Source organism: Micromonospora sp. R77 (assembly GCF_022747945.1).
Classification (GTDB): domain Bacteria; phylum Actinomycetota; class Actinomycetes; order Mycobacteriales; family Micromonosporaceae; genus Micromonospora.
The window spans coordinates 4523589-4547172 of the sequence record NZ_JALDST010000001.1; the positions used below are offsets into that span (position 1 = coordinate 4523589).

20 protein-coding genes and 3 pseudogenes are annotated in these 23584 nt (G+C 75.8%); 10 read left to right on the top strand and 13 right to left on the bottom strand.

Going from position 1 to position 23584, the window contains the following annotated elements; all coding sequences use genetic code 11:
• Positions 1 to 2: 2 nt before the first annotated feature.
• From MRQ36_RS21360 to MRQ36_RS21385, 6 genes are read left to right on the top strand one after another with little or no spacing between them, the layout of a single operon-like run.
• Positions 3 to 2171, top strand: coding sequence for a hypothetical protein (locus MRQ36_RS21360; protein WP_242798037.1), 2169 nt, complete (start codon positions 3 to 5; stop codon positions 2169 to 2171).
• Positions 2057 to 3142, top strand: a complete 1086-nt coding sequence (locus MRQ36_RS21365) for an FtsX-like permease family protein (RefSeq protein ID WP_242798039.1) — start codon at positions 2057 to 2059, stop codon at positions 3140 to 3142. The genes MRQ36_RS21360 and MRQ36_RS21365 overlap by 115 nt, the downstream gene beginning before the upstream one ends.
• Complete coding sequence (locus MRQ36_RS21370; RefSeq protein WP_242798041.1) at positions 3139 to 5247, top strand: hypothetical protein; 2109 nt, start codon at positions 3139 to 3141, stop codon at positions 5245 to 5247. The genes MRQ36_RS21365 and MRQ36_RS21370 overlap by 4 nt, the downstream gene beginning before the upstream one ends.
• The gene (locus MRQ36_RS34015) at positions 5145 to 5858 is read left to right on the top strand and encodes an FtsX-like permease family protein (RefSeq protein ID WP_242798043.1); all 714 of its coding nucleotides are present in this window, start codon (positions 5145 to 5147) and stop codon (positions 5856 to 5858) included. Before MRQ36_RS21370 ends, MRQ36_RS34015 begins: the two co-directional genes overlap by 103 nt.
• A gap of 1 nt (position 5859) precedes the next feature.
• Positions 5860 to 6852 carry an ABC transporter ATP-binding protein gene (locus MRQ36_RS21380; protein WP_242798045.1) on the top strand — a complete coding sequence of 331 codons (993 nt, stop codon included), beginning with the start codon at positions 5860 to 5862 and terminating at the stop codon, positions 6850 to 6852.
• Positions 6849 to 7613 (top strand): ABC transporter ATP-binding protein, encoded by a 765-nt coding sequence (locus MRQ36_RS21385; protein ID WP_242798047.1) that lies wholly within the window; start codon positions 6849 to 6851, stop codon positions 7611 to 7613. The genes MRQ36_RS21380 and MRQ36_RS21385 overlap by 4 nt, the downstream gene beginning before the upstream one ends.
• A gap of 684 nt (positions 7614 to 8297) precedes the next feature.
• Here MRQ36_RS21385 and MRQ36_RS21390 read toward each other — a convergent pair.
• Positions 8298 to 8837 carry a hypothetical protein gene (locus tag MRQ36_RS21390; protein WP_242798050.1) on the bottom strand — a complete coding sequence of 180 codons (540 nt, stop codon included), beginning with the start codon at positions 8835 to 8837 and terminating at the stop codon, positions 8298 to 8300.
• Between the two features lie 116 nt (positions 8838 to 8953).
• On the bottom strand, positions 8954 to 9406 hold the full coding sequence (locus tag MRQ36_RS21395; RefSeq protein WP_242798052.1) for a GNAT family N-acetyltransferase: 453 nt from the start codon (positions 9404 to 9406) through the stop codon (positions 8954 to 8956).
• A gap of 72 nt (positions 9407 to 9478) precedes the next feature.
• Between MRQ36_RS21395 and MRQ36_RS21400 the strand changes: the two genes are divergently transcribed.
• Positions 9479 to 9991, top strand: coding sequence for a potassium channel family protein (locus MRQ36_RS21400; protein ID WP_242798054.1), 513 nt, complete (start codon positions 9479 to 9481; stop codon positions 9989 to 9991).
• On the opposite strand, the gene MRQ36_RS21405 is transcribed toward MRQ36_RS21400, so the two are convergent.
• Together MRQ36_RS21405 and MRQ36_RS21410 are read right to left on the bottom strand one after the other, a co-directional pair.
• On the bottom strand, positions 9918 to 11465 hold the full coding sequence (locus MRQ36_RS21405) for an alpha/beta hydrolase (RefSeq protein ID WP_242801274.1): 1548 nt from the start codon (positions 11463 to 11465) through the stop codon (positions 9918 to 9920). The genes MRQ36_RS21400 and MRQ36_RS21405 overlap by 74 nt on opposite strands.
• A gap of 75 nt (positions 11466 to 11540) precedes the next feature.
• Complete coding sequence (locus MRQ36_RS21410) at positions 11541 to 12653, bottom strand: ATP-dependent DNA ligase (protein ID WP_242798056.1); 1113 nt, start codon at positions 12651 to 12653, stop codon at positions 11541 to 11543.
• A gap of 136 nt (positions 12654 to 12789) precedes the next feature.
• On the opposite strand from MRQ36_RS21410, the gene MRQ36_RS21415 reads away from it, so the two are divergent.
• Together MRQ36_RS21415 and MRQ36_RS21420 are read left to right on the top strand one after the other, a co-directional pair.
• Positions 12790 to 13002 (top strand): hypothetical protein, encoded by a 213-nt coding sequence (locus tag MRQ36_RS21415; RefSeq protein ID WP_242798058.1) that lies wholly within the window; start codon positions 12790 to 12792, stop codon positions 13000 to 13002.
• Positions 13003 to 13081: 79 nt separating this feature from the next.
• Complete coding sequence (locus tag MRQ36_RS21420; RefSeq protein WP_242798060.1) at positions 13082 to 13504, top strand: SRPBCC family protein; 423 nt, start codon at positions 13082 to 13084, stop codon at positions 13502 to 13504.
• Here MRQ36_RS21420 and MRQ36_RS21425 read toward each other — a convergent pair.
• Positions 13479 to 14021, bottom strand: coding sequence for a GNAT family N-acetyltransferase (locus MRQ36_RS21425; protein WP_278187567.1), 543 nt, complete (start codon positions 14019 to 14021; stop codon positions 13479 to 13481). The two genes, MRQ36_RS21420 and MRQ36_RS21425, sit on opposite strands and share 26 nt — an antisense overlap.
• Before the next feature lie 145 nt (positions 14022 to 14166).
• Between MRQ36_RS21425 and MRQ36_RS21430 the strand changes: the two are divergent.
• Positions 14167 to 14600 (top strand): annotated as a pseudogene (locus MRQ36_RS21430) (DUF1990 family protein).
• On the opposite strand, the pseudogene MRQ36_RS21435 reads toward MRQ36_RS21430, so the two are convergent.
• From MRQ36_RS21435 to MRQ36_RS21470, 8 genes and pseudogenes are all read right to left on the bottom strand, one after another.
• Positions 14594 to 15522 (bottom strand): annotated as a pseudogene (locus MRQ36_RS21435) (DNA-3-methyladenine glycosylase). The pseudogenes MRQ36_RS21430 and MRQ36_RS21435 sit on opposite strands and share 7 nt — an antisense overlap.
• Before the next feature lie 150 nt (positions 15523 to 15672).
• The gene (locus MRQ36_RS21440; RefSeq protein ID WP_242798064.1) at positions 15673 to 16338 is read right to left on the bottom strand and encodes a hypothetical protein; all 666 of its coding nucleotides are present in this window, start codon (positions 16336 to 16338) and stop codon (positions 15673 to 15675) included.
• A 206-nt stretch (positions 16339 to 16544) separates the two neighbouring features.
• Positions 16545 to 17330: an anti-sigma factor gene (locus MRQ36_RS21445; protein ID WP_242798066.1), complete on the bottom strand. Its 786-nt coding sequence runs from the start codon at positions 17328 to 17330 to the stop codon at positions 16545 to 16547.
• On the bottom strand, positions 17327 to 18022 hold the full coding sequence (locus MRQ36_RS21450; protein WP_278187568.1) for a sigma-70 family RNA polymerase sigma factor: 696 nt from the start codon (positions 18020 to 18022) through the stop codon (positions 17327 to 17329). The genes MRQ36_RS21445 and MRQ36_RS21450 overlap by 4 nt, the downstream gene beginning before the upstream one ends.
• Before the next feature lie 83 nt (positions 18023 to 18105).
• Positions 18106 to 18963: a spermidine synthase gene (locus MRQ36_RS21455; protein WP_242798068.1), complete on the bottom strand. Its 858-nt coding sequence runs from the start codon at positions 18961 to 18963 to the stop codon at positions 18106 to 18108.
• On the bottom strand, positions 18963 to 19955 hold the full coding sequence (locus MRQ36_RS21460; RefSeq protein ID WP_242798070.1) for a hypothetical protein: 993 nt from the start codon (positions 19953 to 19955) through the stop codon (positions 18963 to 18965). Before MRQ36_RS21460 ends, MRQ36_RS21455 begins: the two co-directional genes overlap by 1 nt.
• Positions 19952 to 22425, bottom strand: a pseudogene (locus MRQ36_RS21465) (AAA family ATPase). Before MRQ36_RS21465 ends, MRQ36_RS21460 begins: the two are co-directional and overlap by 4 nt.
• Complete coding sequence (locus tag MRQ36_RS21470) at positions 22425 to 23573, bottom strand: exonuclease SbcCD subunit D (protein WP_242798072.1); 1149 nt, start codon at positions 23571 to 23573, stop codon at positions 22425 to 22427. Before MRQ36_RS21470 ends, MRQ36_RS21465 begins: the two are co-directional and overlap by 1 nt.
• Positions 23574 to 23584 lie beyond the last annotated feature (11 nt).

Here is a 23584-nt window from a genome sequence, read left to right on the forward strand (position 1 = left end):
GGATGAAGCTGGTGTGGAGGCGGGCCGTGGAGGCGCGCGGGCTGCTGCTCGCCGCCGCGGTCGCGGCGCTGGTCGCGGTCGCGCTGGTCACCGGGCTGGCCGACTACAACCGGCAACGCCGCCGCCGGCAGCGGCTGCTCGACGCCGCGCCCGCCGAGGAGCGCAGCCTGCTGGTCAGTGGCTTCCGGCGTGCCGACGTCGACGCGCATGCCGACCGGGACCGGGCGGTCCGCGCCGAGTTCGCCGCCGGGCTGGGCGGGCTGCCGACCACCGTCGCCGCCGCGCGCTACGGCACCGGTCGGGAGCTGACCGGTGACCTGGGACCGGCCCGGGTCGACGACGACCCGATCTTCGCCACCCTCGCCACCCTGGCCGACCTGCCCGCGCACGCCGAACTCACCGCCGGGGCCTGGCCGACCGCGGGGGCGACGCCGATGCAGGTGACCCTGCCGGAGAAGATCGCCGGCCGGTTGGGGCTGCACACCGGTGACCGGGTGCCGCTGCGCGACCGGAGCGCCGAACGGGCCGACACGGTGGTGGTCGCCGGCACCTGGCGGCCCCGCGAGCCGACCGAGGCGTACTGGCGGCTCGCCCCCGGACTGAGTGACAACGACCCCTCCTCGTACGGGCCGTTCACCGTGGACCCCGCCGACTTCGTGCGTACCTTCCCCGGCTCCGTCTCGGCGGCCTGGCTGGTCGCACCCGACCTGGCCGCGGTCGAGCCGAGCCGGCTGGGCGGGGTGAAGCAGGTGGTCGCCGCCGTCGCCGCGAAGATCCCCGACACCACCGGGCTCGGCTCGTCCGCGCAGACCGCCACCGCCATGGACCGGCTGATCGACCGGCTGAGCCGCGCCGACCTGGTCGGCCGGTCCGCGCTGCTCACCCCGCTGCTGCTGATCGTGGTCCTCGGCGGGTACGCGCTGGTGCTGGTCGCCGCCCTGCTGACCGAGGACCGGCGGGCCCAGACCGCGCTGCTGCGCGCCCGGGCTGCCCGCCCGTGGTCAGCTCGCCGGACTTGCCGTACGCGAAGCAACGCTGGTGGTGGCGCTGGCGGTGCTGGGCCCCGCCGCTGGCCCAGGAGGCGCTGCGGCGGTTCGGCAGCGACCTGCGCCTGGCCGGCGGCGGCCTCGGTCCGCTCTGGCGGTCGCCGCCGCCGTCGGCTGTCTGCTCCTCGCCATGGTGCTGCCGGCGCTGCGCCGGGCCGGCACCTACGTCGCCGACATGGCCGCCTCGGTCCCGCCCCCACCCGGGTGCGGCCGTGCAGCGGGGCCACGGCCGACCTGGCCCTCGTCGCGCTCGCCGTGCTCGCCTGGACCCAGCTGCGGCAGTACTCGTCGCCTCGGCGGGGGCCGGTGGGCCGACCGGCATCGACCCGCTGTTGGCCGCCGCGCCCACTCGGGGTGCTCGCCGGGGCGGTCGTCGCGTTGCGGCTGCTGCCGCCGGCGACCCGCTTCGCCGAACGGTTCGTCGACCGGCGACCCTGGACGGCCACCATGTTCGGCATGGGCAGGCGGGTCGCCGCCCGCACGCCGGCCCGGTGCCGTTGCTCGCCCTCGCCGTCGGGGCAGCATCGCCTGCCTGGTCCCTGGTCGCCTCCTGGAACGCTCGCAGCGGACCAGGCCCGGCACAGGTCGGCGCCGACGTGCGGGTGGTCGAGCGGAACGGGGTGGCGGCCCCGGCCGGCCGGTACGCGGGGCTGGTCGCCGTACCGGGGTGGACCGGGTGCTGCCGGTCTCGCGGACGACATCCGGCTCGGCCGGGACGACCACGGCCACCGTGGTCGGCCTCGACGCGGCCGGTGGCGCCGCCGGGCTGCTGCGGCTCGACGACGCCACCGGCGACGCGTCCACTGCCGCACTGCTGGACCGGCTGGTCCGGGATCGCGCCGCGCCCGCTGGGACGCCCTCCCGGCCGGGGCGCGGCGGCCGCTGCCACCCTGCGGACGTCGCCGACGGGTCCGGGGCACCCGATGTGTCGGTGAACGCGCTGCTCACCGGCGATCGCGGTGCCGCCTGGCGGCTGCTGCTGGCGCATCGGCCTGGGCGACGGCCGGCTGGTGCTTGCCGCGCCGCTGCCCGACACCGGGCCGCTGCGGCTCGCCGGCTTCGAGGCCGACGGAGGGCCGGCCGCCGGCACCAGCTACCGGTTGCGGATCGACGGGCTGGCAGTGACCGATGCCGGTGGGGCGGCGCTGCCGTTCACGCCGGCCGGGGACTGGCGGATCGCGGACACCGGGCAGGGGCCGATCGGACCGGCCGATGTCAGCAGTGGCGTGGTGGACGCCACGTACCGGGTGGAACTGATCGCGGGCGGCCAGTACGCGTACCAGCCGCCCTCGCGGTTCGCCGTGGTGCCGGCCGGGGACGACCGGCCGGTGCCGGCCCTGCTGACCCCGGCCGCCCGGGCCGCGCTGAACGTGCACACCGGTGACACCGTCACGCTCGCGCTCTCCGGGGTCTCCCTGCCCGTCCGGGTGGTCGGCGAGGTCGAGTCGGTCCCCGCCACCACCGACGCCGAGGCGGGGGTGCTGCTGGACCTGCCCGCCGCGACCGACTGGCTGCTGCGCCGGCAGGGCAGCGTCCGGCCGGTGCCGGAGTGGTGGCTGGCCGGGGACGGTGCGGTGGCGGCCACCGCGCTGGCCGAGCTGCCCGGGGTGACCGTGCTGGACCGGCAGCAGGTCGCGGCGCAGGCCGCCCGCGACCCGTACTGGCTGGGGGCCCGGACCGGCCTGCTCGCGGCGGCCCTCGGCTCGGTGCTGCTCGCCCTGGTCGGCCTCGCCGTCGACGTGTGGGCCACCACCCGGCACCGGTTGACCGAGTTCGCGGTGCTGCACACGCTGGGCGCCAACACCCGCCTGCTGGCCCGCGCACTCCTGGCCGAGCAGGCATTCCTGGCCGGTGTCGGGGTCGGCGTCGGCCTGCTGGTCGGGGCCGGGGTCGCGGCGACCATGGTGCCGCTGGTGATCCTCACCCCGGCCGCCGGCCGACCGGTGCCCGACGCGGTGTTCACGCTGCCCTGGACACCGATCGGGCTGACCGCGCTCGGGCTGCTGCTGGTCGCCCTGGCGTTCAGCGCCGTCATCACCACCGGCATCCGCCGGCGGGTGGCGGCCGTGCAGCTACGGATCGGGGGAGAGCGATGAGGGTCGGCGGAGCCGCGCGGCGGGTGCGGGCGTACGGGGGGCACTTCCTGCTCCTCGCGGTGCTGACCACGGTGACCGCGCTGCTCGTCACGGCGGTCCCCCGGGTCGCCGAGCGGCTCACCGGGCAGGGGCTGCGCGACTACCTGGCCGCCCAGCCGGTGGCGCTGCACGACCTGACGTACAGCACGCAGGGGGAGCTGATGCCGGGGGCCGGCGTCGAGGTCCTCGCCGGCCGGGCCGGCCAGCTGACGAGCCTCGAGAACGCGATGCCACCCGCCGTCCGCGCGACCGTCGGCGAGCGCTGGTACGCCGCGCAGACCGCCTTCACCCGACTGCGCGGCCCACGGCTGACCGGCGACAAGGGGCTGGTCGATCTGAGCCTGCGCGCGATGAGCGGCATCCGGGAGGCGGCCACCCTGGCGGAGGGGCGCTGGCCGACGGCGGGCGCCGCCGCCGACGGGGTGATCGAGGTGGCCCTCGCCGACACCGTCGCCGGCCCGCTCACGCTGCACGCCGGTGACCGGTTCAGCCTCACCCTGCCCGACCCCGACGGGCAGGTCCGGGTCAGGAAGGCGCTGCTCCTCGTCGGGGTGTTCCGGCCCGCCGACCGCACCGACGGGATCTGGGACGCGTTGCCGTCGATGCTGCGGGCCACCCCGCCCGCGGGCGAGGGCGAGCCGTTCCAGATCGTCGGGTTCACCGCCGACGACGGCCTCGCCGCGGCGGTGGCCGCCGGCTGGCCGGTCAGCTTCGGCTGGCGCTACCGGATCTCCCCGGACCGGATCACCCCGGCCCGGCTCGGCGCGCTGATCGACGGGCTGGCCGCCCTCGACCGGGCCCGGCCCGCCGGGGTCAGCCTCACCCAGGGGGTGGACGTCCCGCTGCGGCGGTTCGCCGCGTCGCTGTCGGCGGCCCGTACCCTGCTCGCCGTCATCGCCGCCGGGCTGCTCGCCACGCTGGCCGGCCTGACCGTGCTGGCCGCCGGCCTGGCGCGCGCCGCCGCCGCACCGAGTACGCTGCTGCGGGCCCGGGGCGGCTCGACGAGCGCCGTGCTCCGCGCGCGCGTTCGCCGAGTCGGCGCTGGTGCTGCCGGCCGCCGCCGGGGTGGGCTGGCTGCTCGGCGGCCTGTTCCCCGGGTCCGGCGCGCCACTGCGGTACGTCCTGCTGGCGGCGCTGCTCGCCACCGTGGCGCCGCCCCTCGCGGCGCTGGCCGGGCAGCGGTCGGCCGGCGGACGGAGCGACCTGCTTGCCCGCCGGTCGGGCACCGTGCGGCTCACCGTCGAGGTGACCGTGCTCGCCGTCGCCGTGCTGGCCGCGTTCCTGCTGCGCCGTCGGGGTCTGGTGCCCGGCGCGGTCGACCCGCTGCTGGTGTCGGTGCCGGTGCTGCTCGCGGTCGCCGTGGCGCTGCTGGCGGTGCGCGCGTACCCGTGGCCGTTGCGGTTGCTGAGTCGCGCGGCGGCCCGCGCCCGGGGGAGTGTGGCGTTCCTCGGCACCGCCCGGGCGGGCCGGGCCACCACCACCGGTCCGCTGGTGGTGGTCGTGCTGGCGGTCGCCACCGCCGCGTTCTGCGGGGTGGTGGCGACCGGCATCGAGGCCGGCCGGGACCGGGCCGCTCCCGGGCCGTGCCGGCGGACGCACTGGTCACCGGCGAGCGGTTCGCCCCGGACACCGCGACCGAGCTGGCCGCCCTGCCCGGGGTGCGGGCCGTCGCGCCGCTGCTGGTCCAGTCGGCCGGCCGCCCGTACGCCGATTCCGTCGGCCGGCCCAGCGCGGTCGCCCAGACGCAGGTGCTGCTGGTCGACGGCGACAGGTTCGCCGAGGTGGCCCGCCGCTCCGGTGCCCGGGTGCGGCTGCCGGACGGCCTGCGGCCGGGCGGCGACGGCTCGACGCCGCTGCCGGCGCTGGCCTCCCGGCGCTCGCCGCCGACCTGGCCGCCGCCGGGTTGGCCGACGGGCGGCGACCGGCCTGGTTCGACGTGCAGGGCAACCGGCTCCCGGTGCGGGTGGCCGCGACGATCGGTGAGTTCCCGACGATCGACCCGGCCACCGACCGGTTCCTGGTGCTGCCCTGGCCGGAGCTGCCTGCGGACGGCCCGCATCCGCTGACCCCCACGGGTTTCGTGCTGGCCACCGACGGCCGCGCGGTCGACGCCGCCACGGTACGCCAGGTGGCGGAGGAGGGGCAGCGCCGCTATCAGCGGGCCGGCGCGGTCACCGGCCGGGAGGCGCTGCCCCCGCAGGTGCGTACCTGGGCCGAGGCCCGCGCGGAACTCGGCGGCAGCGGGGTGAACGGACTGCTGGTCTTCGGCTTCATCATGGGCGCGGCCGGCGGCGGGGTGCTGGGTCTGCTCGCCCTCGCGTTCGCGGTGCTCGCCGGGGCCCGGGGCCGGGGTCAGGTGCTGTCCCGGCTGCGGACCATGGGCCTGTCCCGCCGGCAGTGGCGGGGCCTGCTGCTGGTCGAGCTGACCCCGCTGGTGCTGGTCTCGGTGCTCACCGGCGCGCTGGTCGGCGCGGTGCTGCCGGTGCTGTTGACGCCGGTGCTCGGGCTGGCCGCGTTCACCGGTGGGGCGGCGGTACGGGTGCGTTTCGAACCGGGCCTGGTGGCCGGCGTGCTCGGGCTGGCCGTGCTGGCCCTCGGCTTCGCGGTCGCCGTGGAGGCCCTGAACAACCGCCGGATGCGCCTCGGCGAGGTGCTCCGGCTCGGAGAGGAGAGCTGAGATGACAGCCACCGCCGAGGCGCTTCCGGACCTCGCCGACCTGCAGCGCAGGGCCGCGCAGCGCGCGGCCGAGCGGGCCGGCGGGCAGGACCGGCTGCGCGGGCACATCGTCTGCGACGGGCTGGTCCGCATCTTCAAGACCGAGGGGGTGGAGGTGGTCGCCCTGCAGGGGCTCGACCTGGTCATCGACCGGGGGGAGCTGGTGGCCATCGTCGGTGCGTCCGGTTCCGGCAAGTCCACCCTGCTCAACATCCTCTCCGGGCTGGACACCCCCACCGCCGGCATCGCCCGGGTCGCCGAGTACGACCTGCTGTCCCTGTCGAACCGGCGTCGGCTCAGCTACCGGCGCGAGGTGGTCGGCTTCGTCTGGCAGCAGACCGGCCGCAACCTGTTGCCGTACCTGACGGCGCGGGAGAACGTCGAGCTGCCGATGAAGCTGGCCGGTGGCCGGGGTCGGGGTCGACGGGCCCGCCGGGAACGGGCCCGCGAACTGCTCGACCTGGTCGGCGTCGGCTACTGCGCGGACCGGCGACCGGGCCAGTTGAGCGGCGGCGAGCAGCAGCGCTGCGCGGTGGCCGTCGCAGTCGCCAACGACCCGGAGGTGCTCTTCGCCGACGAGCCGACCGGCGAGCTGGACGAGGCGACCGGCGCGGAGGTCTTCGCCGCGTTGCGCACCATCAACGCCGAGCTGGGGGTCACCATCGTGGTGGTCACTCACGACCACGCCGTGGCCGGCCAGGTCCGCCGCACCGTCGCGATCCGCGACGGCCGGACCTCCTCCGAGGTACGTCGCACCGCGCGGATCGGCGCCGACGGCAGCACCGAGCTGGTCAGCGAGGAGTACGCGGTGCTGGACCGCACCGGCCGGATGCAGCTGCCGGCGTCCTTCGTCGACGCCCTGTCGCTGCGCGACCGGGTCCGGCTCGACCTGGCACCCGACCACGTCGAGGTGCGGCCCGGCGACCGGGCGCACGAGGATCGGAGCGAGGCATGAGCGCACAGGTGTCGGGCCCGCCGGCCGGCCCCACCGGCACCGACGGGGTGGCCCGGGTGGACGGGTTGGACGAGGCGGCCCGGCTGGACGAGGTGGTCCGGGTCGACGGGGTGAGCCGCACCTTCGGCCGGGGCGAGCACGCCGTGCACGCCGTCCGGGACGTCTCCTTCACCGCCGGCCGGGGCGAGCTGGTCGCGGTCCGGGGCCGGTCGGGCGCCGGCAAGACCACCCTGCTCAACCTGGTCGGCGGGCTGGACCGGCCGGACAGCGGCCGGGTGCGGGTGGCCGGCCGGGAGGTGACCGGCGCGAGCGAGCGGCACCTGCTGGAGCTACGCCGGGGGACCATCGGCTTCGTCTTCCAGACCTTCGGGCTGGTGCCGATCCTCAGCGCGGCGGAGAACGTCGGGGTGCCGCTGCGGCTGGCCCGGGTGCCCGCCGCCGAGCGGGAGCAGCGGGTGGCGGTGCTGCTGGAGCTGGTCGGGCTGGGCGGCCACGCCGCGCAGCGCCCGTACGAGCTGTCGGGCGGGCAGCAGCAGCGGGTGGCGGTGGCCCGGGCCCTGGCCAACGAGCCGGACCTGCTGATCGCTGACGAGCCGACCGGCCAGCTCGACTCGGAGACCGGCCGATCCATCATGGACCTGCTCCGCGCGGTGGTGCACGCCCGTGGCATGACCGCGCTGGTGGCGACCCACGACCCGGCCCTGATCGAGCTGGCCGACCGCACCCTCACCCTGCGCGACGGTCGCCTCGCCGCCGACTGACCGGTTCAGCACGCCCGGACCGGCAGTGCTGGTCCCGGCAGTCGCGGGGCCGGCAGCGGCGGCTTCGGCAGTGGCGGGTCAGGCCGGCGGCGCCTGACTCGATGACGGGCCAGCAGAGGGGCCGGTCATGATCCGCGGCCAGGCCCGGCTGGCCATGCCCGGCTGGCAACGCCGCTCCAGAGCGGATGGGTCTGCTCGCCTCCGTACGAGTTTGATGACGTAAATGAATCGCCCGGCACGCACGACAGGTCGGCGCGGCGCATCTCGCCGACCGCGCCCACGACGGGTTCACTCCGTCGTCTCGCGTCGCTGCTCGCCGCACGTCGGGCAACTGCTCGGCGGTCTGGTGCCGGTTGGACGACGGCCGTCGCTCCGCTCGGGGGGCGCGGAGACCTTTCCCGTCGGCCGTCGCTGGTGATTCATCTACGTCATCAAACTCGTAGCCTCTTCAGGAGACTCCGCACCAAGGAGGACGGACAGGGCCGACAGGAACGGACCGACCGGAGCGGTCGAACCGCGGGCATCGGTCGAACCGCCGGCACCGGCGGAACCAGCTGGGCCGGCCGAACCGCCGCGATCGGCCGAACCGCCCGGACCGGGGGACCGGCTAGGTCGACTGGCCGGGCCGGACCCCAGTCGGCGGAGCCATGCCTGGGCGGACGCTCGACGAGGGCTCCGGCGGGATCAGTCGCGACAGCGGCGGCGGTGGTAGGCGGCGGTGACGGCGAGCAGCAGCGGGCCCCAGAGCAGCAGGGGGGCGTAGCAGGCCACCAGCAGCGCGAAGCCGGCCGGCGAGAAGTCCAGGTCGTTGCCCTTGACGACCACGCCCCAGGCGGCGTACCCCCAGATGAGGGTGACCCCGACGGCGCCGGCGGCGGCGGTCGTCACGGCGAACGCCGGCGGCACCCGGCGGCCGCCGAGCAGCGGCAGCCAGCGGGGGAGCACCTCGCCCCAGGGCTGGACCAGGCCGAGCGAGAGCAGCGCGAGCAACTCGGAGACCAGGCTCAGCGAGACGATGTAGACACTCTCGCCGGCACCCAGCCGGACCGGCTCCCCGAACGCCGAGGCACCGATGGGCACGCCGGCGACCAGGGCGATCCGCCACAGGCCGGACGGCAGGGTGACCAGCGGGATCAGGTGGGCGGCACGGACCGCCCAGGTGGGCGCGAGTCGGCCGTCCCGCGGGTGGGCGAGCCGGCCGGCCGGTGCGGTGTCGACGTGCATGACTGGTCCCCGTTCCTCGGTTACCCGTCCAGCATCGGTGGGGCCGGACCGGGGCCCATCCCGCGCGGCGGGGAGCCGGCTCCCCGCCGCGGGGGAGCAGTCGGTGGGTGCCGGCGTCACAGGGCCAGCTTCATCCCCTCGTGGCTGGCCACGAAGCCGAGGTCGCGATAGAAGCGGTGCGCGTCGGCGCGGGACTTGTCGGTGGTGAGCTGCACCAGCGCGCAGCCCCGCCGCCGGGCCTGGTCGACGGCCCAGCCCATCAGCTCCCGGCCGAGCCCTCGGCCGCGCAGGTCCGACCGGACCCGCACCGACTCGATCAGCGACCGTTCCGCGCCGTGCCGGCCCAACCCCGGGATGTACGTGACCTGCAGACAGCCGACCACCTCACCCGCCGACTCGGCGACGATCAACTGGTTGCGCGGGTCGGCGTCGATGTCCGCGAACGCCCGCTCGTACGCGGCGTCGACCTCGGTGAAGTCGCGCGCCTTGCCCAGCACGTCGTCGGCGAGCAGGGCGATGACGGCCGGCAGGTCGGCCCGGACGGCCTCCCGGAAGATCAGATCGGTCATTCCCGCAGCCTGACACAGGGACACCGGGCGATGTACGGGCGTCGGTTGCGGCCGGCGGGCAGCATGTGCGCCATGGATCTCCTGCTGCTGCCGTTCCGGTGGATCTACCGGGGTCTCGTCTGGTTCGCGAACTCACCCCGCACGCTGATCACGTCGTACCTGCTGATGATCGTGGTGGCCGGGATCCTCTACAGCCACGCCGAGCACAAGAGCGCCGCCGACTCCGTCTGGTGGGCGGTGGTCACCGCCTCCACCGTCGGGTACGGCGACATCTCACCCACCACCTGGGCGGGGCGCACCCTCGCCGCGCTGCTCATCTCCACCATGGTGCTGCTGGTCATCCCGCTGATCACCGCGCACTTCGCCAGCCGGCTGATCGTCGACGACGACGCCTTCGAGCACGACGAGCAGGAGGAGCTGAAGGCCGACGTCCGGCGGCTGCGGGCCCTGCTGGAGGAGATGGCCGCCCGGCAGGGCATCGACGTGCCGGAGCCCGAGCGCCGCGCCCCGGTCAACGCGCCGGACAGCGAAGCCCCGCTCTGGGAACGGTCAGCGAGATCAGGTAGGCGTCGACGGCGTCGGTGACGCAGGCCGTCTGCGGGTAGGCGGTGTGCCCCTCACCCTCCCAGGTCAGCACCCGTCCCACCCCGAGCATCGAGGCCAGCGCCGCGGTCTGCTCGTAGGGCGTGGCCGGGTCGCCGGTGGTGCCGACCACCACGATCGGCGGTGCGCCCACCGCCCGGCCGGTCGGGTACGGGTCCCGCTGGCCCGGCCACTCCACACAGCCCAGCATGCCCACCGCCAGGGCCGGACCGAAGAGCGGGTATTTCTGCCGCCACTGCGACTGGAGCTGCCGGATCTGCTCCCGGGTCGGCTTCTCCGTCTCGTCGGCGCAGTTCACCGCCAGGTTGGCGTCGAAGAGGTTGGAGTAGTGACCGTCGTCCTCCCGGCCCGCGTACGCGTCGGCGAGGCGGAACACCTCCGCCGGGTCGCCGCCGTCCAGCCGATCGATCGCCCGGGCCAGCTCCTGCCACCCCGACTCGGTGTAGAGCGAGGAGATGACGGCGTAGAAGACCCAGCCGGCGGTGGCCTCCCGGCCACCCCTGCCGCGTACCGGGGAGGTCTTCGCCTTGTCGATCGCCGAGGTGACCGCAGCCCGGGCGTCGGGCGCGATCGGGCAGCGACCGGCGTTCGCCGCGCACCAGCGGGCGAAGTTGTCGAAGGCCCGCTCGAACCCCTTGGCCTGGCTCTCCGAGCCGGCGACCAGCTTCTGCTGCGGGTCCACCGCGCCGTCGAGCACCAGGGCCCGGACCCGCTGCGGGTAGAGCTGGGCGTACGTCGCGCCGAGCAGGGTGCCGTAGGAGTAGCCCAGGTAGGTGAGCTTGTCGTCGCCGACCGCCGCCCGGACCGCGTCAATGTCCCGGGCCGCCTGCTCGGTGCCGTACAGGGGGAGCTGGTCGCCGTACTTGTCGCCGCAGCGCTGCCCGATGCGCCGGTTCAGGTCGGCGAAGCCGTCGAACGAAGCCTGGCTCGCCGGGTCGGGGTCGTAGCCGAAGCTGGCGTCGAGGTCGGCGTCGGAGATGCACTTGACCGGGCTGGACCGGGCCACCCCGCGCGGGTCGAAACCGACGATGTCGAAGCGGTCGGTCACCGCGGCCGGCAGCCCGCCGAACGACGGCCCGAAGGAGAGGTAGACGGCGGTGTCCACACCGGAGGCCCCCGGACCGCCCGGGTTGATCACCAACGAGCCGATCCGGTCGTGCTGCCGGTTGGACCGGGCCCGCAGCAGCGAGATCTCGAACGTCTCCCCGGTGCCCGGACCGGCGGTCGCGCCGGTCGTCGCCCCGCCGCCCCAGTTGCGGGGCACGGCGACCCGCGCGCACTCGTAGCGCATCCCCGGTGCCCCCCGACCGACCAACTGCTCGGCCACCTCGGGACACGCGTGCCAGGTCGGCGTGGTGCCCGGTGCGGCGGCCTCACCCACGGCGTCGGTGGTCGGCGCGAACGCGGGCAGCGTGCAGCCGGCGGTCAGCACCACCGCCGCGGCGAACCCGGCCAGTGCGAGCCGGGTCCGGCGGGGCCGGTCGGAGAAGCGGGTCACGTGGGAGCCTTCCGTGATCGGTCGACGGCCAGGCTACGCCGGGGCCGGCCGGTCGCCGACGGTCGCCGCCGGGTCGCCGCCGAGCACCTGGTCCACGTCGTAGCGGATCGGCCGGTCGAGCTGGTCGTAGCGGCAGGAACGCGGATCCCGGTCGGGCCGCCAGCGGACGAACCGGGCGGTGTGCCGCAGCCGGTCGCCCTCCATCGCGTCGTAGGCCACCTCGACCACCAGCTCCGGACGCAGCGGCTCCCACTCGAGGTTCTTCGTCCCGGTCCACCGGCTGACCCCGCCGGGGATCCGCTGGCCCCGCTCGTGGTCGCCGTGCACCCACGGGTGGTCGGCGCCGACGTCCCGGTAGGGCTCCAGCTCGTCCAGCAGCTCCTTGCGCCGGGCCGCGGTGAACGAGGAGCTGACCCCGATGTGGTGCAGCACGCCCGCGTCGTCATAGAGGCCGAGCAGCAGCGAGCCGACCACCGGGCCCGACTTGTGCCAGCGGAAGCCGGCCACCACCACGTCCGCGGTACGGGCGTGCTTGACCTTGAACATCAGCCGCTTGCCCGGCTCGTACGGCAGGTCGGCCGGCTTGGCGATCAGGCCGTCCAACCCGGCGCCCTCGAAGACCTCGAACCAGCGCCGGGCGGTGTCCGGGTCGGTGGTGACCTGGGTGACGTGCACCGGCGGGCGGACGTCGGCCAGGGCCTGCTCCAGCCGGGCCCGGCGCTGCGGGTAGGGCTGGTCGGTGAGCAGCTCGTCGTCGATGGCGAGCAGGTCGAAGGCGACGAAGTCGGCCGGGGTGGTCTCGGCGAGCAGCTTCACCCGGGACGCGGCCGGATGGATCCGCTGGGCGAGCAGCTCGAAGTCGAGCCGGGGCTGGCCACCGGGACCGTCCCGGCGGATCACGATCAGCTCACCGTCCACCGCGCAGCGCGGCGGCAGCTGCTTGCGGGCCTGCTCGATCACCTCGGGGAAGTAGCGGGTCATCGTCTTGCCGCCCCGGCTGGCCAGCTCGACGTCGTCGCCGTCCCGGAAGATGATCAGGCGGAACCCGTCCCACTTGGGCTCGTAGGTCATGCCGGGCGCGGTGGGCAGCTCCGGCACGCTCTTGGCCAGCATCGGCTCGACCGGGGGATTGATCGGCAGGTCCACGGCGACCAGTCAATCAGACCGCACCGACAGTCGTGAGCCAGATCACCGGGGGTGTCGGTCCGGCGTGTCCCGCCCGGCCCCCCTTCGTCCCGTCCGGCCGGATGGCGAAACCGCAGGTCAGAGCTAGTTTCGCCGGGTGGCGGAGTGGGTGTGCGGCTGCTGCGGGCGGTGGCGGGTCAGCGTCGAGCTGATCCGCGGCCGGTACCGCTACCGGCTGGTGCACCGCTATCCGCCCCGGTTCGGCGGCGGCGCCAACGTGCTCGGCGAGGCCGGGTCGGTCCCCGAGCTGGAGGCGTTGCTGCGCCGGTACGCCCCGGTCGGCCTCGCCGACCTGCGCGAGGCCGCCTGACCCCCGCGCCACGTCACACTCGGGACCTCCGCGCCGTCGATCCGGTCGTAACCTGACCGGAGGAACGGGGAGGAGCGACATGCGATACGTCGAGTCCGTCGAGATCACCGCCGACGTCGACCGGGTCTGGGCGGTGCAGACCGACGTGGAGCGCTGGCCCGAGTGGACGCCCACGATCACCGCCGCCCGTCGACTGGAACCGGGGCCGTTCACCGTCGGCTCGTCGGCCCGGCTGGAGCAGCCCCGGCTGCGGCCGGCCGTCTGGCGGGTCACCGAGATCGACCCGCCGCGCGTCTTCGTCTGGGAGTCCGACAGCCCGGGCGTGCACAGCCGGGGCGAGCACCGGGTGGTCCCGCTGCCCGACGGCCGGGTCCGGGCCGAGCTGGTGATGGTGCAGACCGGCCCACTGGCCGGGCTGTTCGGGCTGCTCGGTGGCCGGGTCGTGCGGAGCTATCTGCGGCAGGAGGCCGAAGGGCTCAAGCGCCGCTGCGAGCAGGGCTGACCGCTCCGGCGTCCGGGAGCACCGGCGCCGTCGGCGTCTTCTCCAGCACCGCGAGGCGGATCCCGTTCGGGTCCGGCCGGTGGGCGACCAGCCGGTAACCGCGCCGGGCGTACAGGCGCAGGTTGTCGGTGCTCTCCGCGCCGGTGAAGAGGGCGAATCGGGACACCCGGCCGGCGCAGGCCGCCTCGATCGCGGCCAGCAGCCGCCCGCCGACGCCCCGTCCCTGCTGGTCGGGGGCGACGGAGAGCCGGCCGACGTGTGCGGTGTCGCCCTCGACCGTGGCGCGTACCGAGCCGACCAGCCGGGCCCCGAGTCGGGCGGCCAGCACGACCGTCGGGCCGGCCAGCGCGGCGCGTACCTCGTCCAGGGTCTCGGTCAGCGGCGGCAGGAACGGGTCGCCGTACCGCTGCGCCTCCACCAGGTAGGCGGCGCGCTGCACGGTGAGGATCTCGCCCGCGTCCCCGACCCCGGCCGGGGCGATGGTCACCTGATCGGTCACCGGGCAAGCCCACCACATCCCGTCCTCCGGGAACCGGGCGGCCCGCCGGCTGCGGCCGTACCCTGGCGGTGTCGTCGTCGAGGGGGTGCGGACCGTGCCGGAGCTGACCTACCCGGACGTCGGCGCGACCCGCGCGGGTGCGCTGCCGGCCGGCTGGCGGCACGTGCGGCACCGGGTCCGGCTGCCGGACGGCAGTTTCCGGCGCGCCGGCGACGCGGTGCTGGGCTGGCGGCTGCACCGGGCGGCCGGCATCCGGATGACCGCCGACGCGCCGCGCGCCGCCCCGGCGTGCGGGTGGTCTCCGGCCTCGGCGTCGGGCCGCTGCGGCTCCCCGCGCCCTGCCGGGTGGTCTGGGCCGTCGACGACGCGCGGCAGGCCGGCTTCGGGTACGGCACGCTGCCCGGTCACCCGGCGCGCGGCGAGGAGGCCTTCGTGGTCACCCGCGACGACGCCGGCGCGGTCTGGTTCGAGGTACGCGCGTTCAGCCGGCCGGACCGCTGGTTCATGCGCGCCGCCGGCCCGGTCGGCCGCGCCTTCCAGCAGGGGTACGCCTGGTGGCTGGGGCGCACCCTGCGGCGCCTCTGCGCCGGTCAGTAACCGGCGAAGGAGCGGATCGGGGCACGCGGGCCGTACTTCGGGGCCTGGATGCCGGCCGCCTCCAGCAGCACGCAGACCCGCCCCCGGTGGCCGCGGAACGGCTCCAGCAGGGCCAGCATCCGGGCGTCGTCGCCGCGGGGTTCGCCGGCCAGCGCCCAGGCGACCGTGTTGGGGACGTGGTAGTCGCCGACGCTGACCGCGTCCGGGTCGCCGTACGCGATCCGCACCACCTCGGCGGCGGTCCACGGGCCGATGCCGGGCACGGCGGTCAACCGCCGGGTGGCCTCGACCGCGTCGACGCAGCGTTCCAGCCGGTCCGCGACGGCGGCGGCGCGGCGCAGCGTGTCGGCCCGCCGCTGCTCCACCCCGAACGGGTGGAAGACCCAGTACGGCGTGGCGGCCACCGCCGCCGGCTCGGGCGGCAGCAGCAGTGGCTGCAACGGCCCCGGCGCCACCGACCGGAAGTGCCGCACGGTCGCCGCGTACGCCCGGTACGCCTCCTTGCCGGTGACCTTCTGCTCGAAGACCGCCCGCAGCAGCCGGGGGAAGACCTGACCGGTGGCCGGCATCCGCAGTCCCCGGTGCTCGTGGGCCAGCCGGGCGACCAGCGGGTGCGCGGCGGCCAGCTCGGCGAAGCCGGTCAGGTCGTCGCGGAGCCCGGCGATCGCGTCGGCCCGCTCGACGACCCACTGCGCGCCCGGCCCGTACCCCTCGGCGACCAGGTCGCCGGCGCTCGGCCGCAACGCCAGGGTGGCCGGCCCGACGGGGGTGCGGGTGGCCCACCAGAAGCTGCCGGCGGCGATCCGGGCGCAGGGGTCGTGCGGGCTGAAGGTCAGGCCCGCACCGAGGCGGCCAGCCGGTAGCCGGCCGGTGGGCGCAGCGTCCGGGTGGCGGCGGAAGGGTCACGCCGCCACTCTGCCACGGCGGGCAGGAGTCGCGGCGATCGGCCCGTGGGGGCCGGCGCCGCGCCGGGACGCCGGGCGCTGCCGGTACGCCGGTGTCCAGGTTCCCGACGGTGGCCGGCCGCGCCCTCCCCGGCTGCGACCGGCCACCGGGTCGGTGGGGTTGCCGATCAGTACGAGTAGCCGGAGCCGCCACTGTCCGAGCTGCCGCCGTCGGAGCTGCCCGACGCGGGCGGGGCGACCGGCTTCGGGGTGCCGGTGGGCAGGCAGGTCTTGTTCCGCTTGCCGTTCGGGTCGACCACGAACCAGGTGCCGCCGACGCCCTGGCCCTTCCACTGGCCCGGCTTCTTGTCGCCGATGTAGCGGTAGACCGGCCAGCCGCCAATGGTGATCTGCCGGGTGCCGTCCTGGCGGGTGACGGTGCCGACCTTGTCGTCGGAGACGCCCTGCAGCTGCGGGTTGCCGTCGGTCAGCGCCGGCGGCCAGACCTGGGCGCACTTGTCGACGCAGTTGGACGACGGCGGGTCGGCCGAGTCCTTGTCGAAGCGGTACAGCACCCAGCCGTCCTGGTCGGTGACGACCGCGCCCATCCGGGGCAGCTTCTTGCCGACCAGCTGGTCGGTGAGCTGGACGTCGGCCGGGGGCGCGGCCTGTTCGGTGGCGGGGGCGTCCGCGCTGGCGGAGGCCTCCGGTTCGGCCGCCGCGGTGGGTTCGGCCGCGGCCACGGCGACCGGCTCGGCCGCGCTCGAGTTCGCCCCGTCGTAACCCGCGGGAGCGCAGGCCGTTAGTGCGACCATCGCGCTCGCGGCGATGACGGTTCGCTTCAGCTGTGCCACGTGCCCTCCTCATTCTTGGCAGTTCACCGAGTAGTACGGGTGGGTCGCTGTCAAGGTTGAAGAGGAAAGGGTGGTCCATTTCACATTGGATCCGTTGAACCGTTCGCGGCGCGGACGCGTAGGGGGAGGCGTCGGGCCGGACCCGTCCGGACACGCCGAAGCGGCGCCGGGGGTGTCGCTGCCCGGCGCCGGCAATCGGGGCGGAACTAGAGGTCGGCCACCGTCACCAACGGGCTGGCCACCCCGTTGACGTCCACCGACTGCACCTGGATCTTCTGGATGTCGTCCATCCCGGCCGAGGTGGTGGCGGTCAGCTCCAGCGGCAACTGGTTGGTGTTCGTCCCGTAACCGCCACCCGGCACCGACCAGGTGGAGATGACCTCGGTGGTGGCGTTCTTGCGGACCACCACCAGCCGGCAGGTACGCGGCCCCGGCAGCTTGGTCAACTGGAAGTCGATCCGGGTGCCGTACTGCTTGGCCGCCAGCCACATGGTGGTCTTCACGCCGGTGCCCGGGTCGGTGGCGTTGTGCTGCTCGCCCTCCTGCTCGTTGCCGCCAGTGCCCGGGTCGCCCGGGTTCGACGGCTTGCTGCTGGCCGGCGGGTCGACCGGTGCCGAACGGGTCGGCTCGGCCTGCGGCAGCGGTTCGTCGCCGCTGCCGGCGAAGGTGGCGAACCCGACGCCGCTCAGCCCACCGAAGACCACCACCGCCGCCGCGGTCGCCAGGAGCTGCCGCACCCGGCTGCGCCGGCGATGCTGGCGTACCGCCACCAGGGTCCGGTCCAGCAGGGCCGGGTCGGTCTGGGTCTGCTCCAGGGCGGTCATCGACTCGCCGTCGATGCCGGAGAGCAACCCCACCACCGGGACCATCGTCTCCAGCTCCGCGGCGCACGCCCAGCAGGTCGCCAGGTGCTCCTCGAACCGCTCGGTGTCCGCCTGGTCCAGCACGCCCAGCGCGTACGCCGCGACGTCCATATGGTCGGCCCGGCTCATTCCGTCACCCCCCGTTCCTGCAGAGCCGTGCGCAGCGCACGCAGCGCGTAGTAGACGCGCGACTTGGCGGTGCCGAGCGGAAGGCCCAGCTCCTCGGCCGCCTCCGGCACCGTCCGGCCCCGGAAGTACGTCGCCACCAGGATCTCCCGGTGCGACTGGCTCAGCGTACGCAGCGCGTCCGCCACCGTCATGGTGCGCAGCACCCGGTCGGTGCTGTCCGCCTCGGCGAACGCGGTCAGGTCCCGGTCGTACGTCTCCGCCGGCCGGGCCTGCTCGCTGCGGTGCTCGTCGATCGCGATCCGCCGGGCCACCGTCACCAGCCAGGGTCGCAGCGAGCCCTGCCCCTGCACGCCCAGCCGGTGCGCGTTGCGCCAGGCCCGCAGCAGGGTCTCCTGCACGATGTCCTCGGCGCGCTGCCGGTCCCCACCGGTCAGCCGCATCACGAACATCAGCAGCGGTCCCGCGTGCTCGGCGTAGAGCAGCCGGATCAGCTGATCGGAGTGCGTGCCCTCAGTGGACACCGCCTGGTGCCGCCCGGGGGTCGGTCGCGGCGTCACCGGGTCATTCTGGCGATCGGCGGGCCGCACGTCGACCCCCCGCCCCGACCTCGACGCACGGGGCTGCGGCTGGGCCCGGGACATCCACTCGGGCCTCACCATGTCGCCGTGCCAGCCGGCCGCCACCGCATGCATGCAGACCTCCGGGTGTCCAATGACATCAGCCGGCCCCCACCGGGCATGGCCGCCCGGTGATACGGGCCCACCGGCCCAGCGGATCAACGACGGACGGAAAAAATTCCGGGCGGCGGCGGAGTGGAGTCGGTGGCGTTCGCGTCGCGGACCACCGGGGCGCCGGAGCAGAACCGGTCCAGCTCCTCGCCGGCCAGCACCCGGCCCGGGAACCAGTCACCGGCCGCCCGCCGGGTCAGCTGCGGCACCGGCGGCTCGACCCGCCCCGCCACCAGCACCAGGTTGCCGTACCGCCGGCCGCGCAGCACCGCCGCGTCACCGACCAGGCAGGCCCGGGGCAGCACCGAGCGGACCGTGGCGACCTGGGCGCGGACGTGCCGCAGCGGCGGGCCGTCCGCGACGTTCGCCAGGTACCACCCGCCGGTGTGCAGCACCCGGGCCACCTCGGCGACGTACTCCGCCGAGGTCAGGTGGGCCGGGGTGCGGGCACCGGCGAAGACGTCGGCGACCACCACGTCCCAGCTGGCGTCCCGGCCGGCGGCGAGGGTGGCCCGGGCGTCGGCGACCCGGACCCGCAACCGCGGGTCGGTACGCCAGGGCAGCGCGCGCCGGACCAGTTCCACCAGGGCACCGTCCAGCTCGGACACCCGCTGGGTGGAGCCGGGCCGGGTGGCCGACACGTACCGGGGGAGGGTGAGCGCGCCGCCGCCCAGGTGCAGCACCCGCAGCGGCTCGCCGGCCGGGGCGACCAGGTCGATCGCGGCGGCCAGCCGGCGGACGTACTCGAACTCCAGGTGGGTCGGGTCGGTCAGGTCCACGTGGGACTGTGGGGCGCCGTCGAGCAGCAGCGTCCACGAACCCGGCCGGTCCGGGTCCGGCACCAGTTCGGCCTGCCCCGTGTCGACCTGCTCGACCACCCGGTCGTCGCCGCGCCGCCGCCCCATCAGCGGTGGACTCCCCGGGCCGCCGCGGTGAGCACCCGGTGCAGCAGCCGGGCGTCGCCGAGCAGGCCCCGCAGCCGCCGTTCCAGGCCGGCGATCGGGATGAGGTTCTGCGGGGCGCGCGGGTCCTTGTACGGGTTGGAGGCGAACCGGGGCAGCGTGACCAGGGAGAGGTCGGCCAGTTCGATCGCCTCGGTCGGGGTCAGCTCGGCGGAGCACTCCATCCGGACGATGCCCGCCCACGGCGCCCCCGCCGCCACCGGCAGCCGCAGATACCACGAGTAACCGCCCCAGGCGGTGCCCAGCCGGAACACCGGCGACCGCTCGCCCGGACCCAGCCCGGTCACCACCGCGGTCAGCCGGGCGTCCAGGTACTGGCTGTGCTGCGTCTTGATGTAGCCCAGGGTGCGCGGCAGCTGCCGTCGGGCCCGCAGCGGGCCGTCCACCACCAGCAGGTCGCCGTCGGTGCGGGCGGCGTCGGAGACCGCCACCTCCAACGCGGTCAGCGGGCCCTGCACGGCCGCCGGCAGTTTGCTCAGCTCACCGGTGCCGCCCACCCGGTGCACCGGATAGCGCACCTGCCCGGCCACCACGTCCTGCGCGGACGGGCTGGCGGTGAAGAGACCCCGGGCCACCCGGGCGCCGGCCAGCTCCGCCACCCCGCGTTCCAGGTCGCACCGGACCACCCCCGCCGCGTACGAGGCGGCCAGGCCGGGGAAGGACCCGCCGTCCTCCTCGGCGGTCCAGACGCTGGCGTCGATCCGGCGTACCCCGTCGACCAGGAGCACCACGTCCGGGGCCAGCACCCCGCGCCGCACCCCGATCGCCCGCCAGTCCACCGCCGGCAACTCCACGTCGGCGTCGACCTGGGCGCTGCTCGGCGCCGCCGGCCCACCCCCGCCCGCCTCGAACGACGCCCCGTACGCCGGATCCCACGCGTCGACGAAGAAACGCGCCTGTCCGGCCGGACCGTCCACGGGCCGGCTCGCGCTCACAGGCCGGTCCGTTCGATGCGGGCGCTGCGGGCGTCCTTGCGGACCTCGAAGCGGACCGGGATCCGCTCGGCGAGCGCCGGCACGTGGGTGACCACCCCGACCATCCGGTCACCCCGGGCGGCCAGGTTCTCCAGGGTGGCCGCGACCGTGTCCAGGGTGGCCGCGTCCAGGGTGCCGAAGCCCTCGTCCAGCACGATCGACTCCAGGCTGGCGGCGGTGGTGGACATCCCGGCGAGCTGCTCGGACAGCGCCAGCGCGAGCGCCAGCGACGCCTGGAACGTCTCCCCGCCGGAGAGGGTCCGCACCCCGCGCCGCAGCCCGGCGTCGTGGTGGTCGACCACGAAGAACTCGCCCTTGTCGTGGACCAGGTCGTACTGGCCGCCGGAGAGGTCGCGCAGGATCCGCGACGCGCCGTCGACCAGCAGGTCCAACGCCTCCGCCAGCAGCCACCGCTCGAAGTTGTTGGCCCGCAGGTGCCCCGCGAGGGCCCGGGCCACCTGGGCCTCCCGCTCGTGGCCGGCCCGCTGCTCGCGCAGCTCGGCGGCCTGCTCGCGCCGCTCGACCAGCCGGCGCAGCTCGGCCTCGGCGCGTTCGGCCGCCACCGCCGCCGCCCGGCCCGGGTCGTCGGCGACGTCCAGGCCGGCGGCGGTGAAGAGCGCACCGATCCGCTGCTCGACCTCGGTCGCCGCCGCCTGGGCCGCGCCGACCGAGGTGACCAGCCCGGTGCGGTCGGCCCGCCGCCGGTCGGCCTCGCCGCCGGCCCAGTCGGCCAGGGTGGACCAGGCGGCGGCCACGTCGTCCCGGTCGGCGGCGGGCGGCCCGAACCGGGCCAGCCGGTCGCGGGCGGTGTCGAAGTCCCGCCAGGCCCGGCGCAGCCGCTCCTCGGCGGTGTCCAGCGCGCCCGGGCCCGCCGGGCGCCGTCCCGGCCGGCCCGTACGGCACCGGCCGCCTCCTCCAGCACCCGGCGCAGCCGGGCGTGCTCGTCCAGCGCCGCCCGCAACGCGGCCGGGGCGGCGGCATCGGCGAGCTGGTCGTCCAGCTCGGTCAGCCGGGCCCGCAGCTGGTCGTGCTGGGCGCGGGCCCGCACCAGCACCCGTTCCAGGTCGCGGGCGGCGGCGTCCCGCTCCTGCACCGCCCGCTTCGCCGCCTCGCTGGCCGCCCGCGCCGCCTTGCCGGCCGCGAGGGCCGCAGCCACCGCCGACCCGGCCGGCACCGCCGGCACCCGGGTCACCGGCTGCTCGCAGACCGGGCAGGGCGCGCCGTCGACCAGGTGCGCCCGCAGCGCCACCGCCTGGTCCGTGGCCTTCGCCTCGTCGTGCGCGCGGAACGCCGCCTCCAGCTCCACGTCGGCCCGCTCGGCCGCCGCCCGGGCCGCCGCCAGGGCGGCGGCCGCCGCGTCGTGCTCGACCTGCGCCGCGCTCACCGCCGCGCGGACCGTCTCCGCCTCGCCGGTCAGCCGGTCCCGGTCGGCGTACGCCTTCAGGTGCAGGCGCAGCGCGCTCTCGTCGCCCGCCGCGGCCAGCTCGCCGCGCAGCTTCTCCTCCCGCTCCTCGGCCAGCGCCACCGTCGCGGCGGCCTCGTCGGCGGCGGTCCGGGCGGCGGTGACCGCCCGGGCCAGCTCGGCGATGCCGTCCGGAGCGCGCACCCCGGCCAGGACCGCCAGCTCGGCGTCGAGTTCGGCCAGCGCTGCCGTCGCCTCCCGCGCCGTGACCCGGGCCCGCTCCAGCTCCGGTACGGCCGACGCCACCGCCGCGCCCAGCTCGCGCATCCGGTCGACCTGCGCCTGCGCCCCGGTCACCGCCTCGTCGTCGACGTCGGCGAGCCCGCCGAGCATCCGGTCCACGGCGGTCAGCTTCGCCTCGGCCTGCCCGGCGCGTTCGGTGGCCCGCTTCTGCACCTGCTCGTAGACACCGAGGTCGAGCAGGTTGACCAGGATCTGCTGGCGGGTGGCCGGCTTGGCGTGCAGGAAGTCGGCGAACTGCCCCTGCGGCAGCACCACGCAGCTGGTGAACTGCTCGTACGGCAGCCCGACCGCCGCCAGCACCGCCTGCTCCATCTCGGCGGGGGTGCCGGCCACCACCTCGCCGAGGTCGTCCGGGCTGAGCCCGGTGTCCAGCTTGGTCACGTCGAACCCGGCGGGCATGAGCTGCAGGCCGGCGTTGGCGGTCTTGACGGTGCCCCGCCCGTCCCGGCGGACCACCCGGGTCGCGACGTACCGGTCGCCGGCGGACTCGAAGACCAGCCGCACCCGGGCCTCGGTGGACGACGGGGCGAGCGCGTTGGTCAGCCCTCGGGTGCCACCCCAGCGGGGCACCGTGCCGTAGAGGGCGAAGCAGATCGCGTCGAGCACCGTCGACTTGCCGGAGCCGGTCGGCCCGACCAGCGCGAAGAAGTCGGCGTCGGTGAAGTCCACGGTGGTCTCGTCGCGGAAGACGGTGAAGCCCGCCATGTCCAGCCGGATCGGGCGCATCAGCGGTCCACCTCCTCGAACAACTCGTCGAAGAGTTCCCGGACGCCGTCGTCGGCATGCCCCCGGCTGCCCAGGTAGTCGGCGAAGAGGTCGCGGGGCGAGCGGCCGGCCCGCTGGGCGGTGCGGGTGCCGCTGCCCGGCACGGCGGTCAGCTCCGGATCGATCCGGATCTCCACCGCCCCGGGGAGCAGCTCCTGCACCTCCTCGCGGAGCCCGGCGCGGGGCTGCTCGCGGACGTAGACCCGCAGCCAGCCCTCGGGCGCCTCGATCTCGGCGAGCTGGGCCAGGGTGCCCCGGACGGTACGCAGCGGGACCGCCCCCGGCACCGGGACCTCGCGGATCTGGGCGGCGGTCCGCGCGGTCACCTCGACCAGCGTCACCGAGCCGACGTTCTCCTCCTCGCCGAAGTCGATCGCGAGCGGGCTGCCGCTGTAGCGCACCGGGCAGGGCCCGATCACCCGCTGCGAGCGGTGCAGGTGCCCGAGCGCGACGTAGTGCGCGGTGCCGGGGAAGACGGTGGCCGGTACGGCGTAGCCGAGCACGGTGTGCGCGTCCCGCTCGCCGCCGCCGGTGGCCGCCCCGACCACGGTCAGGTGGGCGGTGACCAGGTGCACCCGGTCCGGCTCGGTGAAGCCCTCGGTGAGCCGGGCGAGGACCCGACCGAGGTGGTCGGCGTACGTCTGGTTGGCCTCGGCGGCGGTCAGCTCGTACATCTCGACGGCGCGGACGGCGTACCGCTGGGAGAGGAACGGCAGCGCGGCGAGCCGCCAGCGTTCCCCGTCGCGGGTGACGCCGTCGATGACGTGCTCGGCCGGGTTGTCCCGGACGCTGCCGCGCAGGGTGATGCCGGCGGCCTCGGCCCAGGGTCGCAGCGCGTCGAGGGCCTGCCCGTTGTCGTGGTTGCCGCCGATCGCCACCACGTCCGCGCCGGTGCGCCGCAGCGCGGTCAGCGCCCGGGTGACCAGCCGGGTGGCCTCCGGGCTCGGGGCTGCGGTGTCGTAGAGGTCGCCGGCCACGATGACCAGGTCGGGCCGCTCGGCGTTGGCGATCTCGATGACCTGGGCCAGCACCTGCTTGTGCTCCTCGGCCCGGGACCGGCCCTTGAGCACCTTGCCGACGTGCCAGTCGGACGTGTGCAGGATCTTCATGCTGGTGGACC

Coding starts and splice junctions, on each gene's coding strand:
- MRQ36_RS21360 (WP_242798037.1), top strand. CDS start 3: ATGAAGCTGGTGTGGAGGCGGGCCGTGGAGGCGCGCGGGCTGCTGCTC.
- MRQ36_RS21370 (WP_242798041.1), top strand. CDS start 3,139: ATGAGGGTCGGCGGAGCCGCGCGGCGGGTGCGGGCGTACGGGGGGCAC.
- MRQ36_RS21380 (WP_242798045.1), top strand. CDS start 5,860: ATGACAGCCACCGCCGAGGCGCTTCCGGACCTCGCCGACCTGCAGCGC.
- MRQ36_RS21385 (WP_242798047.1), top strand. CDS start 6,849: ATGAGCGCACAGGTGTCGGGCCCGCCGGCCGGCCCCACCGGCACCGAC.
- MRQ36_RS21390 (WP_242798050.1), bottom strand. CDS start 8,837: ATGCACGTCGACACCGCACCGGCCGGCCGGCTCGCCCACCCGCGGGAC.
- MRQ36_RS21395 (WP_242798052.1), bottom strand. CDS start 9,406: ATGACCGATCTGATCTTCCGGGAGGCCGTCCGGGCCGACCTGCCGGCC.
- MRQ36_RS21400 (WP_242798054.1), top strand. CDS start 9,479: ATGGATCTCCTGCTGCTGCCGTTCCGGTGGATCTACCGGGGTCTCGTC.
- MRQ36_RS21420 (WP_242798060.1), top strand. CDS start 13,082: ATGCGATACGTCGAGTCCGTCGAGATCACCGCCGACGTCGACCGGGTC.
- MRQ36_RS21425 (WP_278187567.1), bottom strand. CDS start 14,021: ATGTGGTGGGCTTGCCCGGTGACCGATCAGGTGACCATCGCCCCGGCC.
- MRQ36_RS21445 (WP_242798066.1), bottom strand. CDS start 17,330: ATGAGCCGGGCCGACCATATGGACGTCGCGGCGTACGCGCTGGGCGTG.
- MRQ36_RS21450 (WP_278187568.1), bottom strand. CDS start 18,022: ATGCATGCGGTGGCGGCCGGCTGGCACGGCGACATGGTGAGGCCCGAG.
- MRQ36_RS21455 (WP_242798068.1), bottom strand. CDS start 18,963: ATGGGGCGGCGGCGCGGCGACGACCGGGTGGTCGAGCAGGTCGACACG.
- MRQ36_RS21470 (WP_242798072.1), bottom strand. CDS start 23,573: ATGAAGATCCTGCACACGTCCGACTGGCACGTCGGCAAGGTGCTCAAG.